The sequence below is a fragment of the Myxococcales bacterium genome (assembly GCA_012517325.1).
Lineage (GTDB): Bacteria > Lernaellota > Lernaellaia > Lernaellales > Lernaellaceae > JAAYVF01.
Map to the genome: position 1 here is coordinate 14,080 of JAAYVF010000030.1, position 16,047 is coordinate 30,126.

At 62.4% G+C, this 16,047-nt stretch carries 15 protein-coding genes; 12 read left to right on the forward strand and 3 right to left on the reverse strand.

Translation table 11 applies throughout. The features are described from left to right. Positions 1 to 9: 9 nt before the first annotated feature. The 3 genes from GX444_06550 (at position 10) to GX444_06560 (ending at position 2,562) form a co-directional block, all read left to right on the forward strand. A complete protein-coding gene (locus tag GX444_06550) occupies positions 10 to 408 on the forward strand; it encodes a hypothetical protein (protein NLH48248.1) in 399 nt (132 codons plus the stop codon). Beyond that, positions 381 to 1,340, forward strand: a complete 960-nt coding sequence (locus GX444_06555) for an N-acyl homoserine lactonase family protein (protein ID NLH48249.1) — start codon at positions 381 to 383, stop codon at positions 1,338 to 1,340. Before GX444_06550 ends, GX444_06555 begins: the two co-directional genes overlap by 28 nt. 88 nt (positions 1,341 to 1,428) lie before the next feature. Next, positions 1,429 to 2,562 (forward strand): NAD(P)/FAD-dependent oxidoreductase, encoded by a 1,134-nt coding sequence (locus GX444_06560; GenBank protein NLH48250.1) that lies wholly within the window; start codon positions 1,429 to 1,431, stop codon positions 2,560 to 2,562. Here GX444_06560 and GX444_06565 read toward each other — a convergent pair whose 3' ends face one another. Continuing rightward, complete coding sequence (locus tag GX444_06565) at positions 2,563 to 3,342, reverse strand: diacylglycerol kinase family protein (protein NLH48251.1); 780 nt, start codon at positions 3,340 to 3,342, stop codon at positions 2,563 to 2,565. Positions 3,343 to 3,556: 214 nt separating this feature from the next. Between GX444_06565 and GX444_06570 the strand changes: the two genes are divergently transcribed. The 4 genes from GX444_06570 (at position 3,557) to GX444_06585 (ending at position 9,797) form a co-directional block, all read left to right on the forward strand. After that, positions 3,557 to 5,326, forward strand: coding sequence for a hypothetical protein (locus GX444_06570; protein ID NLH48252.1), 1,770 nt, complete (start codon positions 3,557 to 3,559; stop codon positions 5,324 to 5,326). Between the two features lie 196 nt (positions 5,327 to 5,522). Next, positions 5,523 to 7,106, forward strand: a complete 1,584-nt coding sequence (locus GX444_06575; GenBank protein NLH48253.1) for a hypothetical protein — start codon at positions 5,523 to 5,525, stop codon at positions 7,104 to 7,106. A gap of 18 nt (positions 7,107 to 7,124) precedes the next feature. Then, the gene (locus GX444_06580) at positions 7,125 to 8,507 is read left to right on the forward strand and encodes a hypothetical protein (protein NLH48254.1); all 1,383 of its coding nucleotides are present in this window, start codon (positions 7,125 to 7,127) and stop codon (positions 8,505 to 8,507) included. Positions 8,508 to 8,510: 3 nt separating this feature from the next. Next, entirely contained in the window at positions 8,511 to 9,797 is a 1,287-nt protein-coding gene (locus GX444_06585; protein ID NLH48255.1) for a hypothetical protein, read from the forward strand. 23 nt (positions 9,798 to 9,820) lie between these two features. Here GX444_06585 and GX444_06590 read toward each other — a convergent pair whose 3' ends face one another. Then, positions 9,821 to 10,411, reverse strand: coding sequence for a GNAT family N-acetyltransferase (locus GX444_06590; GenBank protein ID NLH48256.1), 591 nt, complete (start codon positions 10,409 to 10,411; stop codon positions 9,821 to 9,823). A 140-nt stretch (positions 10,412 to 10,551) separates the two neighbouring features. Further along, the gene (locus tag GX444_06595) at positions 10,552 to 10,953 is read right to left on the reverse strand and encodes a hypothetical protein (protein ID NLH48257.1); all 402 of its coding nucleotides are present in this window, start codon (positions 10,951 to 10,953) and stop codon (positions 10,552 to 10,554) included. 282 nt (positions 10,954 to 11,235) lie between these two features. On the opposite strand from GX444_06595, the gene GX444_06600 reads away from it, so the two are divergent. The 5 genes from GX444_06600 to GX444_06620 all read left to right on the forward strand — a co-directional run. Next, positions 11,236 to 11,772, forward strand: coding sequence for a hypothetical protein (locus GX444_06600; protein ID NLH48258.1), 537 nt, complete (start codon positions 11,236 to 11,238; stop codon positions 11,770 to 11,772). Positions 11,773 to 11,836: 64 nt separating this feature from the next. After that, a complete protein-coding gene (locus GX444_06605; protein NLH48259.1) occupies positions 11,837 to 13,003 on the forward strand; it encodes a hypothetical protein in 1,167 nt (388 codons plus the stop codon). A gap of 12 nt (positions 13,004 to 13,015) precedes the next feature. After that, entirely contained in the window at positions 13,016 to 13,861 is an 846-nt protein-coding gene (locus tag GX444_06610) for a SoxR reducing system RseC family protein (protein NLH48260.1), read from the forward strand. Positions 13,862 to 13,986: 125 nt separating this feature from the next. Then, positions 13,987 to 15,705, forward strand: coding sequence for an SUMF1/EgtB/PvdO family nonheme iron enzyme (locus GX444_06615; GenBank protein ID NLH48261.1), 1,719 nt, complete (start codon positions 13,987 to 13,989; stop codon positions 15,703 to 15,705). Between the two features lie 72 nt (positions 15,706 to 15,777). Then, positions 15,778 to 16,047 (forward strand): hypothetical protein (locus tag GX444_06620; protein ID NLH48262.1); only part of this gene is annotated, 270 nt, incomplete at its 3' end.

Here is a 16,047-nt window from a genome sequence, read left to right on the forward strand (position 1 = left end):
AGGCGGACCATGAAACGGATTGTTCTTTCCTGGATGCTGGTTTTGGCTTTGTTGTGGCTCGGGGTCTATGCCTGCGGCGACGATGATGACGACAACGACGACAACGACGACGCGGCGGCCGATGACGACAATGCCGCCGACGACGACACCGGTGATGACGACGACGTCACCATACCGCCCGAGGCGCCCTACGATCCGGCCGATTGCGCGGCCTTCGTCGCCGAGTGGTACGAGGAATGCCATTTCGATCTGTCGGTCGACAACCAGCCGTTGACCGCCGCCGAGGCGCAGGCGAATTGCGAGGATTACCAGATGACCTTCTGGATCTGCGCCCTCGAATGTTACGAATTTTACGGCAGCGATTGCGTGGAGTTGTTCGAATGCGTGAATCAATGCGCCGCCGAGTGAGGTGGACCGGACTGCTGCTGCTTTTGGCCGCGGCGGCCTGCGGCAACTATTACCATCACCCGAAACTGGACGTCGCGCCGGTTGATCCGCCGTACGCGCCTGCGGCCGACGGCGCTGCCGTCGACCGGTTGATGCCCATGCTGACCGGTTGGTCGCGCAGCAACGAGGCCCACTTTCTGGCGGGTGGCGACGAAAGCAAGGAAATCGTCATTCCCATTCCGGTCTATTTGATCGAACGCCAGGGTGAATACGCCCTGGTCGATACGGGCATGGCGCCGTCGCTGGCCACCAATCCGTCGGTCTACCTCGGCAAAACGACGGCCTGGCTGGCCCGGAGCCGCTTGCGCACCCTGATCATGCAACCGGGCTGGGGCGTGCCGGACCGCCTCGAGGCGCTGAAGATCGATCCGCAAGCCGTCAAGAAAGTCATTCTGACCCACGCGCATTTCGATCACACCGGCGCGAACCGCGCCTTTTTGCATTCGTCCTTTCTCCTGACCCGCGCCACCCTGGACGACGGCCGTCACGGGAGCCTGTTCAACGGCTTCTGGAACGAGGATTTCCCCGCCGCCCTGAAGACCGAGGAGATCGACTTCGCGGGCACGCCGCCGTTTCTGACTTTCGCCGGGCGACGGGACGTCTACGGCGACGGTTCGGTGGTGCTGGTGCCGTTGCCGGGCCACACGAAGGGATCGCTCGGGGTCTACGTGCGCACCAAGCACGGCCCGGTATTGTTGGTCGGCGACGCCGCCTATACGATGCGCAACATCCGCGAAATGATCCTGCCGGGATACCTGGAGGACGCGGACGCGGCCTGGGATACCTTGTTCCGCCTCAAACGGCTGGCCGAACGGGCGCCCGAGGTGCGGATCGTTCCCGCGCACGATCCGGACGTTTACCGCGAGATTCCCGTCGCGCCGCAAAGTTTTTAATCGCCGATTGACGGTCGCCGGCAGGCGACTATCCTGGCGCGAACGCGGCCGCTTTCGCGGTCGCGACTGAGGGAGTGCGGTAACGGGCATGCGGGCGGCGAATCTGACGGTGGCGGTGATCGGCGGCGGTCCGGCGGGGGCGGTTTGCGCCTGGCGGCTGGCGCGGAGCGGCGTACGGGTTTTGCTTTACGAGCGCGATCCGGAGCGCGAAAAGCCGTGCGGCGGCGGCCTGACCGGCCGGGCTTTCGCGGCGCTGCCCGAATTGCACGAGCTGCAATTGCCGTGGAACGAGGTCCGGCGCTGGCGCATCCTTTGCCAGGGCGGCCGGGAGGTCGGGCTCGATCTCGAACCGCCGTTGTTCGTCGTTCCCCGGCGCGAACTGGATCGCGCTTTGCGTCGCGAAGCGGTGAAGGCCGGCGCGGCGTTGATCCGCGAACCGGTGCGCGAGGTCAAGCCGCTGGCCGGCGGCGGTTGGCAGATCAACGATCACGCGGCCGACATCGCGGTCGGCGCGGCCGGCATGCAGGACCCGCTGGCCAAATACCTCGGCCGCAAATTCACGCGCGGCGAAATGGCGTTCACCATGGGCCGCTACATTCCCGGCCGGTTCGCGCCGGAAATCATCACCTGCTTTTTCCCCGAACAGCGCGGTTACCTCTGGTGGTTTCCCCGGCCCGACCACGCCAGCTTCGGGATGGAATTGCCGGCCGAGCGGTTCGATCCGGCTCTCGTGCGGCGGACGATGCGCGAATTCGCGGCCGACTATCTGCCGGGAGTCGAGGTCGAGTCGGGCAAGCCTTACGGCTGGACGGCGCCGGCGATTCGCGATTGGAGCCCGGAGGCGCGGCGGTTCGCGGGGGCCGATTGGTTGCTGGTCGGCGACGCCGCCGGCTTGTGCGACGTCACCACGGGCGAGGGCATCTCGTATGCGCTGGCCAGCGGCGTTCTGGCCGCCGACGCGATCCGGCAGGGCGTGTTGCCGGCCTATGAACTGCGCCTGCGGCTCGAAGTCATTCCCGAGTTGGCCAAGGCAGCCCGGATGCAACCCAAATTCTACCGGTCGGGAATGCTGAATCTGGCGATGTGGTTTCTCGGCCGCAGCCGCTCCTTGCGGCAAATCTCCGGCGACCTGGCGCACGGCCGCCAAAGCTATGTGACGCTGAAGCGCCGCACCTACCGCGAATTTCCGCACATTTTATGGGAAGCGCTGACCGGCCGCTGATCAGCGGCACAATTGGGAAAACGGACCCCAGCCGAGATAGCCGCCCACCACCGCCCCGATGATCACGAACGGCAGGATGATCCGAAAGCCGGCGGTGTCGAACGAGATGTTCGGCTCTTCCCAGGCCTTCTCGATGCGCATTTCCAACGCCAGCCGGGCGAAGGCGTTGAGCTCCAGGATGATCAAAAACGTCATCGCGACGTACGCCGAAGGGTCGCTGCCGCAGATGCACAGCGCCATCGCGCCCATTCCCGAAAAGAACGAGGCGGCGGCCAGCAGCGGTTTGAAGACGTAACGGAACGACCGTAGCGTCCAAAACGCGAGCAGGCTGCCCAGCGTCGTCGTGGCCAGCGAAACCCGGATGCCGGTCTCCGTCCACGAGGCGGTTTCCGGCTGGCGGAAGTATTCGATAAAGCGCGGCAGCAGGATGTAGCCGCCCATCGCCATCGACAACAGGGCCATCACCAGCACCGCGGCGGCGGCGGTATCCTTGGCGCGCTTGAGCAGAATATGCTGTTCCTGGCCGACGTAATCCATTTGGGATTCGATGGAGGTGTTGATGATCTCGAAGGCGGGGACCAGGCAGATGACGATCATCAGAATGGCGCGTTCGGCGAAGGGAACGTCGAAGGCCGTGTAGAACGCCATCGCGAAAATCGCGAAAAAGATGTGAAAGCGCATGTTGCGCTGGGAGTGCATGGTGTAAATCAGGCCGGCAAAGGCGTGGACGAAACTGTTGCCCACCTCGCGCGCGGCCCGACCCGGATGCAGCCGTTTCACGGTAAACGCCTCCGCGGAGAAAGACTCCAAGGTCCGCTCCGCCGATTGGTTGGAATGCGGCGCTAGTGTAACAAAGTGAAATCATTTCGCCAGGGGTCCGCCGAACGTCGCGCCGCGCCGCGTCATCACAGCCGCCGGATTTCATGAGGATTGACACTTTCACCGGCCAGACCTTACAAACAGGAGCCGATCTCACGGCGCGCCGGAGCTAGCGATGACCGATAACGAATCCACCAAATCCAGCGAGAACGGGTCGAAACGATCCGGTCGCCGGATGTTGACGGCCTGGCGCGTTTTTTTCCTGGCTTTTCTTCTTCTGTTGGCGGCCGGCTTTTTCTATCGGGCGGCGACGCCGGTCGACGACGCCTACATCACCTATCGTTACGCCGACAACCTGATGCACGGGCGGGGTATTTCGTTCAACCCCGGCGAGCGCGTGGAGGGCTATACCAGTTTCGGCCAGTTGCTGTTGATAGCGCCCTTCACCCTGCTCGGAAAAAACGTCGTGCGGCTATGGTCGATTTTACTCGGTCTGGCGGCCGGCGCGGGCCTGGTCGCGCTCGTCTGGCGGCGGATCGACCGCGAACGCGGCCCGCTCGCGCCCGACCGGCCCGAGTGGTTCGCGGTGCTTTACCTGTCGCTATGCACGCCGCTGGTCATCTGGGCCTGGTCCGGCATGGAAACGGTCCTTTTCACCTTTTTGTGGGTGGCGGCCTGGTCGGCGCATCTGAACGAATACGAAAACGACCGTCGGCCCTGGTTGTCGGGCTTACTGACGTTTGCCGCCGGCCTGCTGCATCCCGAAGGAGTGCTGATCGGGTTGGTGCTCGGCGCGTCCTGGCTCTGGCCGTTCGACCGGCGGCGGGCGAACCGGGCAGCGGTCTATTTCGCGGCGTCCTGGGGGTTGTTCGGGCTTTATTGGCTTTGGCGCTGGCATTATTTCGGCTACCTACTGCCCAACACGTTTTACGCGAAGGTGGGCACGACCGGCGGGTTGATCGCCTCGGGTTTGATCTACGTTTCCCGTTCGATCGCTTCGGGAATTCTGCCGCTGGTTTTGGCGGTCGAGTTGATCCGGCAGCGTCGCTCCGCCCGCGGGTGGCCGCGCTGGCTTCGGCTGGCGCTGGGGTTGATCGCCGTTCTGCTGGCTTACGTGATCTGGGTCGGCGGCGACTATTTTGCGTTCGGCCGTTTTCTGTTGCCGATTTATCCGTTCGTGGTGCTGGCGGTTTGGAAACTCTGGACCGACCGGCGGGCGGCGGCAAAACCGGCCGCGCCCGGCTCGCTCCCCTGGCTATGGGCGGCGATCGTCGTCGCGGTTCTGGCGGTCTGGTCCAACCTGATTCCGCCGGGGCACATGTTCCAACACAAGTTGTTGCAGCGGGCCGTTGAGGATTACGTGATCGCCGGCGCGGCGGCGCGGCGGGCGGTGCCGGCGGAAGCGACGGTGGCGACCATTCCGATCGGCGCTTTCGGTTTTTACTCCGAGCGGCGGATTCTCGACCTGATGGGATTGACGGATTTGCACTTGGCGCATCTGCCGATTGCCACCGGGCAGCGGGTCGTCGGCCACGAAAAGTACGATTACGGTTACGTGTTCGAGCAGCAGCCGGAAATCATCCTGCAACTGCCGGCCTTGTTCGCGAAGTCGCCTGACGGCCTCCGCAATTGGATGCACAAAACCATGCTCAATCCACAGCAATACACGATGTACAACTATCCGGAATTGGCGGCGAATTACCGGCTGTGCTGGTTGCCGGCCGCCGCGCCCGCGGCGAAGAAAAGAGCCGAAGCTCTGGGGGTTTACGCCTATCTGCGCCAGGATCGGATCGGCCGGCCGGGCTATCAACTCTGGAACGACCTGCCCGAAGAAATGGCGCAAACGCCGCTGCGCGAATACCGCGACATCATCGCCGAAAACCAGCGGCGCTTCGGCAATCGCCGGCTGGGTATGTGGAAATTCTCGTCACCGGCGCCGAATTAATCCGCCGCCGGTCCGCCGGCGGGGTTGTCTGTCCGTCCGCGAAAATCCCGTATTTTTCGCTCTTATTCGATACCGGTTCCCCGACTCGGCCTTGACAAAAATTTTCCGTGATCGGTAAGCTAGCGGCGGGAATTACGGGACTTTCGGCGCCGGGTGACGGCGCCGTCCAACCCATTGCCTTCGTTCGAGGTCCAAGATGCGTCAGGCGCGCTGGTTGGCGTTCATTTTGCTGTTGTTTCTCCTCGGGGGAATGCTGCCGGCTTGCGAAGAGGAAAAAGAAGACAAACCCTCGCTCGGCGAGTGGATCGAACGCGGCAAGGAGTACCTGTCCCAGGGCGACGGCGCCCGCGCCTACCTGGCCTTTCGCGAAGCCTTGAAAATCCGCGGCGGCGACCTGCAGGCGCGCTACGGGATCATCCTGGCCGATGTCTTGCAGTTCGTCGATACCGCCGAACTGGTGGTCACCCTCTTTTCCGGCCAGACGGACGCCGATATTTCCGAGCAAGAGGCGAGCGCCGTCTGCCAGCAGCTCGATTCGTGCGGGTTGCTGGATCGGCTCGAAATGGACTACCAGACCTGCCTGGCGACCGGGGTTTACGCGTACGATGACAAAACCCGCGAGTGCATCGTCGCCGCCGCCGATTGCGAGCTGCTTTTCGATCGCTGCTTCGGCATGATGCTGCCGCCCGACCGGGAAACCTGCGCCGAAGCGTGCGTCCGCTTTTCCTCCTGCGGGTATCTGCTCGCGCCGGACTTTCGCGTCGCGGAGTGCATCGACCAGTGTCCCCAGTTGTATTACGCGGGCGAATTGGCTTGTTTCATGGCGGCCGACGATTGCGAAACGGGCCGCGAAAAATGCTTTGCCCACGTCGGCGATACGGTCGGCGAACTGATTTCCGAATTCTGGGCGCCGATCCGCGAGGAAATGTCCTACGACATCGAAGCGCTCAAGGATCACCCGGATTTCCTGTTCGAACTCGACTACTACTCCGTCGCGCTGCTGGACCCCTTCCTGCACCCAGTGTTTTCCGGCTATCACGACGAGAGCGACCTGTATTTCTTCGCCTCCGTCTTCTCGGGAATGGACGCGATCTTTTACCTGTTCGAAGGGTTGAATCTCGACGTGAATCCGATCCTGCTGGCCGGCCTCGGTCTGTCGGCGAGCGGCGGCGCCATCAACCTGTTCGCGAATGAAACCGAAGACGAATGGTGGGACGAAATCGCGGACTGGCTGACGGAGGCCGACGCGCTGATCGCGACGATTCTGAACGATCCGATCTACCGCGAGGCGCTGACGCTGGACGAAGAAGAGGGCGCGGACAACGTCGAGCAGTCCGGCACGCAGATCGGCATGATCTTCGGCAACATTGCGAAGCTGATCGAAATGGTCGCGGCGGAAACCGACGATCAGAGCGACGAAGTGATTCGCTACGTGGATGAAAACGGCGACGGCCGCTGGAACGACCCGGAACCGCTGATCATTCCGGGCGTGGTGGAGATGGATTACCGATTGGCTTGGATCGTGCACGACATCTGCCGCGCCTTGAAGGTGGATTTCGCGGACGGCTATCCGTTCCATCTCGAGGAATTGAATCCGCTTTTCAACTATCTGGACCTTCATTTTCTGACCGCGCTGATCGATCTGCTGGATCTGGCGGGCGTCGACGCGGTGGACCTGGGCCAGGCGTTCCGCGAACCGACTTCCGCCGGCTTGCGGCCGGCGCTCGAATGGGTCCGGGAAGCCATTCAGTTGTTGCAATCGGTGATCGCCGAACTGTAAACAAGACAGGTTTGATTCATGCGACAGCGAAAACTATTCATGCTCATCGCGGCAGGGGCGTTGCTTTGCCTGACCATCGGTTGCAGCTTGCAAATCGCCGGGGTGCCGCTGGAGAAATACCGCCCGATCGAGGTGCCCAAGCTGTTCGACCGGGTCATGGACGAACGGCGCGCCGACGACGTGCTGGTGGCGGGTGTCCAGGTGGTGGACGTCACGCCCTACGACCGCAAGGCCTGGATCGCCGGGTTCGGGCAGATGCGCAAGAGCCGCGGCGTGCTCGATCCGGTCACGGCGCGGATCGTCTACCTGGACGACGGCCGCGAGGCGGTCGTGATCGTTGCGGCCGATTTCGTCGGCATGACGGCCAGCGATGTCGAGCGGCTGCGTTCGCTGGTCACGGCGAAACACCCGCAACGCATCCAGTTCGCCAGTACGCACAACCACCAGGGCCCGGACACGATCGGCTATTGGGGGCCGGGTTTGCTGATCCCCGTCGAGCGCGGCGTGGATACCGACTGGTTCGACAAAACCCTGCAGGCCATCGCGTTGGGCGTCGACGAGGCGATTCGCCGCGCCGAACCCGTGCGGCTGGCGCTGGGCCAGGCCGAAATGGAATCCGAATGGTCCAGCAACCTCTGGTTCCCGCACAACGCGGGGCCGATCGACCGCCGGTTGGGGGTGATGCGCCTCGAACGGCTCGACGGCCGCCCATTGGCCACCATTGTAAACTGGGGTTGCCACGCGGAAACGCTGCTGGACATCAATAAGAAAATCAGCGCCGATTATCCGGGCCGATTCTACAAGTACGTCGAGCAACGCGGCGGCGGCACGGGTGTTTTTCTCAACGGCGGCCTGGGCGGCATGATTTCACCGCGCATCTGCCGGTTCGACGTGCGTCCCCAATACAAAGACCTCGACCAACGCATCGCCTGGATGGATCGGCTGGGTGACCGGTTGGCCGAGTTGGCCGTCGGCGCGGTGAAGGACAAACCGCGCGTCACGTACGCCCCGATCGCCGTCAAGAGCGTCGGAGTCGAGATCCCCATGCGCAACGGCCTACTCACGACCATGGCTCGCGTGAAAATCCTGCCGACCACCGATCGGCAGATCCGCGACAATCACTTTTTCTCGGAAGTGAATTACCTGCGGATCGGCGGCGCCCATTTCGCCACGGTGCCCGGCGAGGCGCTGCCGTCGCTGTCGCTGCGCCTGAAGGACGCGCTGCCCTACGCCGAGGTGCCGTTCGTCGTCAGTTTGGCGAACGACGAATTGGGTTATATCATGATGCCCGAACAGTGGAGCGACCCGGTTTACAGCTACGAACGGTCCATGAGTTGCGGCCCCCAGACCGGACAAATCATCTACGATGCGTTTGTCGGTTTGCTGGCGCAAGATCGGTAGGAGATGGCCAAGGTCAGCCGGCTGCTTTTGTGGTTGTTGCTTGCCGCCGCGGGCGGCATCGGGCTCGGCGGTGCGCAAGCCGCCGAAGAGCCGCCGGCCGACGATTCGCCGCTCAGCTATTACAGCCGCGCCGTCAACCACGCGGCCGACATGGCCCGGACCGACGACCGCCTGCTCTGGGGCGACCTCGTCGAACGGTTGCCGGCCAATACCCTCGGCTTTCGCCTGGATTACCTCAGTCGCCGTTACGATTCCGCCTACCGTGATGACGGCCATATCGCCAATCCGATCCGTCCGTTGCATTTGAAAGATCCGTTCGGCGGCGGCGGCAAATTCCTGGATTTACGGACCCACGTCAACGGCCGGCTCGAAACCCTGATGCTGCAGCTCAGTTTCGGCGTCGTCGACAACCTGACCTTCTATCTGAACTTTCCCCTCGTCAAACAACAGGCGTGGTTGGAAGACAAGTTCTCGCCGGGAACCAGCGCCCAAGTCGGCGGCGAAACGGCCGGCGAGACCTTCCGGCTGCTGGAACGCCTCGGCCGGCCGATGACCGATCACCGGTACGAAAGCGATTGGTCGTCCGGCGATTTGGAGATGGGGCTTTCCTGGATTTATTACGACACGCCGTACCTGCTGATCGCCTCCCAGGGCGCAATCATGGCGCCGACCGGCCGGTTGGCCGATCCGGGTGAGGCGCAACGATTCGGATTGGGGGCGCAGGTCGATGTCGGCAACGGCTCGTGGGCGCCGAAGCTGACCCAGGTATTTCAGTTTCGTTTTCCCAAGCCCGTTTCCTGGCTCAGCTACTGGGCTGAGGGCAGCGTCGCCTATTACCTGCCCAGCAGCCGGCAGTCGCCCCCCTGGCGTAAACCGGACGCCGACCTCGACCCCTGGCTGATCGATTTGCGGGCGCAGGACGACCGGTTCATCGACCTGTCATCCAGCGACGATTCCTACACCCTGACTCCGGGTTTGCAGGTCGACGTGTTGGCCGGCCCCATTTTCTCTTTCGCCTATTTCACTTTCGGCGTCGGTTATGTCTACGATTATCGGCAAGAGCCGATGGTCGGCGCGGACAGCTCGTTAAAGAAATTTTTCAAGGCCAATTACGCTTATCTGGACGGCGAATCGCACAACATCGCGGCGCAAATCGGTTTTCCCCTCGCCTGGCTGCATCTGCCCGGCCTGTTGAACATGGGTTATCGCTATCCGCTCGGCGGGCGCAACGAATTGAAATGGGAAGATGTCGGCATTCTGCAAACGCTGCTTGTTTTGCCGATGGAATGAAACGCAAAAGCATCGCCCGGTGACTACCGCGAACTTTCCTCAAAGTGACCGAGAACTCCGCGCAGTTTTTCGAATTCCGGCAACAGCATGCTGTAGGTTTCGTGGGTGAGGCGCCGCCCGGCGACGACCAGTTCCTCGCGGGCCGTGCCTTCGTGCACGAAGCCGAGTTTGCGGATCGTCGCGCCCGAAGCCGCGTTGTCGGTCGCATGGCGGATGAACAGGCGGTAGAGATGCAGGTCGCGAAACGCGTAACGGATCAACCGCGCCGCCATGGCCGAACAAATGCCGCGGCGGGTCCGCGACGTGCGCACCCAAAATCCCAGTTCGGCGGAACGGTGCCGCTGATCCACGTTGTGCAGGCCGACCAACCCCGCCAGAACCCCGTCGGGCTCGGAGGTCGCAAAGACAAATTCCTTTTCCGCCTCGCGATTTTGCCGGGCCCGAAAAACGAACTTCTCGATATCCTGGATGGAGTGGGTGTCCTCGACCCAACCGAGAAAAGGCCGAAAGGCTTCGACGCTTTCCTCGAAACATTCCCAGATGGAATAGGTATGGATTTCCGAAACGGGTTCCAGCAGCAGCCGGCCGGCGCGCAGGATTTCGATTGGAGGCATGGCGACTTCCTAGTTGGTTGCCAGCATCATAGCGTCGCCCGGCGCGGGAAAACCAGAGTGATTTTTTCGGTTCGAGCGTAAAAACCGCTGGCCTCGCGGCAAGCGGCGGGTGTCTGTCGGGACTAAAAACTGACGCGAGGCTAGGAAGCGGCACCGCTCCAGAAATTGACCTTGACCATGCTTTGCGCGCCGCGATAGGTCGCCACGACGATCGCGTAACCGGTGACCGATGCGGCGGTCAGAGTGGTCACCGCGAAGCCGTCCGCGTCGGTGGTCAGATCGGTTTCGGTCAAGGTACCCATGGTCGTGGACAGAACGACGGCGGCGGAACTGACGCCGTTCCCTTCGGGATCGAGGACTTCGGCCATGATGGTGATGGTGCCGCCGGCCAGGATGTTGAGGTTGTCGGGGGAGGCGGCGAGGGTTAGGGTATAGCCGTCGGCATTGGCGTTGGATTGCATATCGGTGGTCATGAATTCATCGCCACAACCGATAATCGCCAGCATCGCCAGAGCGATCGGAAGCAATAGCCGGAACCGCATGGGAAATCCTCCTTGAACAATAAAACGATTCGTTTCCTCGCAAAGGCGGTGCCAAGACGACGAAAAGTTCCAGCATTGGCATAACTAATGGATATTGAACCGTTATTCGGCTATCCAGACCGGATGCGAAATGGCGCGGATTGGTGGCGGACCGGGCAGATCATGCCGCCGGCGGGGGAAAAAGAATCCTGGTAAACATGGCAAGGTTAAAACGGGATTGGATTTGACAGCGTTCCGGTTAGCCGACTAAGATCGGCAGCACGTTTCTATCTAGGAGGGATTATGAAATTTCGTTTTACCCGTCGTCTGGCGTGGATTTTAGTGGCGCTGGTTTTGGCGCTGCTGTTTTCTCTTCCCGCTTGCAACTGCGGCCGGCGCGGCAATCGCCAGGCGGGTCCGGGTTCGCCTTTCGACCTGGCGAAAAACAAGGACGGCGCGGGCCAGGCACCGGCCGATCTATTCGCCAAGGATCTCGATCCGAAACTGAAAGAGGTCTGCCGCGATACCTGCAAAGCCATTTGCGGCCGCGGCAACCAATGCCAGATCGCCGGTTTCGACAAGCCGGTCAAGTGCTTCAAGGTTTGCGGCGCGATGTGCGGGCGCGGCTTGCTGGACGAGGAAAGCCGGCAGTGCATCAAACCCGACTCGGACTGCGAACAGGTCAAGCAATGCCTGGCCAAGGTCACTGAAAAATTGAAGGTCGCCCGCGCGAAAATGCAGCAAGGTCAGGCGGGCGGCGCCTTCGGCATCGGCGGCGGTGAAGCGAAACCGGCGCCCGAAAATCCGGCAGCGGAACCGCCGGAAGCCGGCGACCAGTAACCGCGGTCGGTTCCTCCCAGGCGAATCGGCGCCGTTGATCGGCCGTCCGCGGAGAACGAACGGCATGGCCTCTTCATTTACGTTGCCCCAAGCCTTCAATGCGAAATACTGGCTGCGGTGGACTGCGATCGTCGCGAGTCTGATCCTGCTCCAGGTCGGCTTGTTGCTGTTCGCCGGCGCGGTATACCGGGGCGTGGTGAATTGGCGGTCCGCCGAAGCCGCGGCCGCGCTGCCCGATCCGAACGTCGCGCTCGGAATGCCGCGGGCGCTCGCCGCTTTTCCGCGCTTTCGTTTCGAATGGTGGCGGCTGGCCGGACGGTTGACGGACGAGGCGGGGAAAATCTACGGATTTTCCTTTCGGTTCGACCGGATCAACGAATTCGACTGGTCCGATTTGTGGTGGCGCCGGAGCCTGCAACGCCGCGATCATTACACCGCTTACCTGGCCGTGGCGGAAATCGGCGGCGAGCAATTTTACCTCAGCCGGCGCCGGGACGACGCGGCCGTCGCGCTCAGCGAACACTTCGATCTGCGGCTGGCCGGCTGGCGGTTGTCGCAATCGCAACTGCCGCTGGTGCTGGACGCGCCCGATCCCAAAACGGGTTTGAACCTGACGGCGGTGCCGGATAAAAAGCCTGTTTTGTTCGGCGATCATGGCTATCAATGGCGAGGCGCGGCCGGGGCGCCGGTCTACCTGGCCGGATTGCCGGCGCTGGATCTGGACGGAATGCTGACCTGGAAAGGCCAGCGGAAGTCGGTCCGCGGCAGCGGTTTTTTCGAGCACGAATTCACCAGTTACCGGTTGCCTGCCGCCACTCCGGGATGGGACCGGGTGTTTTTAAGCCTGAACAATAATTACCAATTGTTGCTGGTTCGCCTGCGCGCGGCGAACGGCGCGTCGCAGAGTGATGCGCCGTTGGCGGTGATTTTGCCGGATAGCGAAACGATGGAATTTCGCGCCCCGGGTTACGATTGCCAGCCGAGCCTTTATCAAGCGGAGAAAAGCGGCCGGAACGCCTACCCGATTGCCTGGAATATGCGCTTGGAGCATTATCAGGCGGATTTGCGCGTCAAAGCCCTGATGCCGGGCCTGACGCAAAGGCGCGCCGCCGATCAACAAAGGTCGTGGGAAGGCCTTTGCGAGGTGGAGGGCTCCTGGCGTTCCTGGCCGGTACGCGGAACGGGATTCATCGAATTGACCGGGTATCCCGTCGCCCGAACGCTTTTTTAGTGGAGGTTCCGTTTGCGTCATTTCGATCTGGATGCCGTGCTGCCCCTGGCGCCCTTGGTGGCAGAACTCGATCGCACGGTCGGCCGCGAACTGGCCGCCGATCTGGCGCTGGCCGAACCGCCGGCGGCGATCGAAAAGTCGTCGCCGACGATCACGCGGGGCCGGCAGAACATTTTACTCCAGGAACGGCTCTTTCGCGCGGCGCGCGAGGACCAGGCCTTGCTCGTCCGCTTGGATTTCTGCCGGTTCGTCTGTCCGTCCGCCGCGACGGTGGATCAGACACTGGAATTGTTTGTTCAGCCGGAAAGCCGGCGGGCGGGAATGTCGCGATTGCTGATCGGCTTCGGCCTGCCGATTTTCGGCTTGCTGATCGGGCTTGCCGGATGGCGCGTTTTGCAATACGACACCAATATGTCGTCGCTGGCCTGGTTAATCAGCGGCGCCTTGATCGGTTTGGCGCTGAGCTTCTGGTTGATGTGGCGTTTCGCCCACCATTTCGGCGCTTTTCTCGAAGGACGTCAGGCCTTGAGTTCGCGGGCGAATCGCCGGCGGATCGAGGAAAACCTCGGCCGCGCGATCGCCGCCACCATCGCGAAGTATGCCGCGGCCGCTGCTTCGTCCACGGCGTCGGAGCCGGATTTTCCGGGTACCGATCCGCGGCGGTTGGCCACCTACGCGGTGGAGTTGATCGCCGATCCGGACGCGGCGGCGAAACGTTACGGATTGGACCGGACGGCGAATCGCGAGCGATTGGCGGACGCGTTTCGGGAAATGGAAAAGTCGCCGGAATTGAACGCCGCGTTTCTCGAGGCTCGCCGGAACGCCGAGCCGCACCCGAGCCCCGCTTCCGGCGATTGAAAATTCTCCGCACGGCGATGATCCCGGTTGCGAAATCACCGTAAAAATCATAAAATTCACCGATTTTACTTTAACTTCTTGCTGAGAATGTTTTATCGATGAGCCGAAAGTGCGCATCTTGTGGTATGATCAACTTCTCTTCGGCGACTACTTGTCGCCGGTGTAAAAAGCCATTAGGAAAAGGGTGTCCCGAATGCGGCCGTCCGCTTGCCGAGGAAGCGACCTTTTGCTCCGCGTGCGGCGCGATCTTCGCGGCGGATAAAGTCGATGTCGAGGGTTATAAAACTAAGAATCTGAGCACTTCCCTGGCGGGAAAAGAGGCGGAAACGGCCGAAACCAACAAAGAGGCGAACGAGCGCAAGGGACCGGCCTTCCAACCCAAGGTTCACCGGTTTACCCGTTGTCCGGAATGCTGGTCAAAAATCAGCGCCGAAGCCAAGTTCTGCACCTTTTGCGGCGCGAAATTCAGCGCCCCGTTAGCTCCTTCACCGGAAGAAAAAGCCAAGACGCCGCGACCGATCCCGCCGCAGCCGAAAGCGCCGGTGCCGCCGGCCCCGAAAACGCCGATCCCGCCGCAGCCGAAGGCGCCGGTGCCATCGACGCCGAAAACCCCGACCCCGCCGTCACCGAAGGCGGCGGCTTCCGTCGAGCCGGCGAAACCGGCGACCCCGACTATTGCGCCGAGCGCAAAAAAACCGGCGGCCCAACCCTCCGAGACGGTCGAGGCAAAAACCGAGGCCAAACGGCAACCGCCGGCGCCCACGCGAAAAATACCGGTTCCGGTGCAGACGCCCAGCGTCGAGCCGTCCCCGAAAATCGCCGAACCCATCAAGCCGCCGCCGGTGCGGGAGGAAGCGCCCAAGCCTGCCGCCGCCCCCGAAAAATCCGCCGCGGAAAAACCGGTCCCGCCCCCGACCGTCCCGGAAGCCGAGGAAATCGCGGCTCGACCCGCGACCGTTTTCGCCGCGCCCCCGACTGTCGAGGAGAAACAACCGGAACCCGCGCCGCCCCCGCCGACGCCTCCCGTCGAGCCGGTCGTCACGGCGCCGCCGACCGCCCCGATTTCAACGGAAGCTCCGCCGGCCGTGCCGCCTGCCGATCCGGTCGCTACCGAAAAGTTCGAGATCGTGGCGACGGAATTGCCCGATCAACCGGTCATGGTGCCGACCTATTTTCCGCCATCCGCCGCGGAACTGGGCATCGAGCTGCGACGCGTCGAAGGCGGTACCTATCCCCATCCGCAAAAACCCGGCGGCGTCATCACGGTTAAAAGCTTTGCGCTTTCGGTCACTCCCGTCACCGGGGCGCAATACCGCCATTTCGTCCAGGCGACGGGTTATCGGCAGCCTTTCGATTGGCTGGAAGGAAATCCGCTGCCCGGCAAGAGCGATCGGCCGGTGATCTGCGTTTCGTTCCGCGACGCCTGGACGTTCTGCCATTGGGCCGGTCTGCGTTTGCCGACCGACGAGGAATGGATGGCCGCTTTTTCCGGGCGGGCGGGCAGCCGGTATCCGTGGGGCGATCAACCGCTGTCGCCGGAAATCAAGGAAAAGCTGGCCGGGCGCAAAACCGTGTGGCCAGTCGGCGCGAATCCCGAAACGAACGGGCCCTTCGGGCACCAGGATCTGGTGGCCAATGTCCGGCAATGGACGCTGACGCCGGACCCGCGCGCGACCCGTCAAGACGACTGGCCCTGGCCGCAAGGATTTATCGGCCTGGCCGGCTCGAGCTATCTGGATCCACTGGAGATGGCCGAATACGGGCAAGTTTACGGTATCATCAAACCGGATCTGTTCGATTTTGTCATCGGTTTCCGTTGCGTGGCCGACATCGAGGACCCATAATTAACGCTGTTCGGGAACGCGAGTCGTTCGCGCCGGTCGATTTTTAGATGCCGGTCGCGGGAGGTTTGCCGAATGAACGCGACGTTCGATGAGACCGCCGTCGATCAAAAAACGCTGGCCCGGTTGCTCGACCAGGGCCAACTGCTGCTGGTGCGCGAAAACGAAGCGGGCCGCCTGCAACGGATTACCGGCGGCATCCTGGTCGAACGGCCGCCTGCGGACGTTTGGAACGTTATCGTCGATTATCGCAATTACCCGCGCTTCATGCCGAGCATCGAAGCGGCGGAGATCGTCGCCGATCGCGGCGAAGTCAAAGACGTCCGGTTTCGGATCAAGCTCAAA

Excerpts from the sequence above, each read along its gene's own strand:
- GX444_06550 (NLH48248.1), top strand. The coding sequence starts at position 10 with ATGAAACGGATTGTTCTTTCCTGGATGCTGGTTTTGGCTTTGTTGTGG.
- GX444_06555 (NLH48249.1), top strand. The coding sequence starts at position 381 with ATGCGTGAATCAATGCGCCGCCGAGTGAGGTGGACCGGACTGCTGCTG.
- GX444_06560 (NLH48250.1), top strand. The coding sequence starts at position 1,429 with ATGCGGGCGGCGAATCTGACGGTGGCGGTGATCGGCGGCGGTCCGGCG.
- GX444_06570 (NLH48252.1), top strand. The coding sequence starts at position 3,557 with ATGACCGATAACGAATCCACCAAATCCAGCGAGAACGGGTCGAAACGA.
- GX444_06575 (NLH48253.1), top strand. The coding sequence starts at position 5,523 with ATGCGTCAGGCGCGCTGGTTGGCGTTCATTTTGCTGTTGTTTCTCCTC.
- GX444_06580 (NLH48254.1), top strand. The coding sequence starts at position 7,125 with ATGCGACAGCGAAAACTATTCATGCTCATCGCGGCAGGGGCGTTGCTT.
- GX444_06585 (NLH48255.1), top strand. The coding sequence starts at position 8,511 with ATGGCCAAGGTCAGCCGGCTGCTTTTGTGGTTGTTGCTTGCCGCCGCG.
- GX444_06590 (NLH48256.1), bottom strand. The coding sequence starts at position 10,411 with ATGCCTCCAATCGAAATCCTGCGCGCCGGCCGGCTGCTGCTGGAACCC.
- GX444_06595 (NLH48257.1), bottom strand. The coding sequence starts at position 10,953 with ATGCGGTTCCGGCTATTGCTTCCGATCGCTCTGGCGATGCTGGCGATT.
- GX444_06600 (NLH48258.1), top strand. The coding sequence starts at position 11,236 with ATGAAATTTCGTTTTACCCGTCGTCTGGCGTGGATTTTAGTGGCGCTG.
- GX444_06605 (NLH48259.1), top strand. The coding sequence starts at position 11,837 with ATGGCCTCTTCATTTACGTTGCCCCAAGCCTTCAATGCGAAATACTGG.
- GX444_06615 (NLH48261.1), top strand. The coding sequence starts at position 13,987 with ATGATCAACTTCTCTTCGGCGACTACTTGTCGCCGGTGTAAAAAGCCA.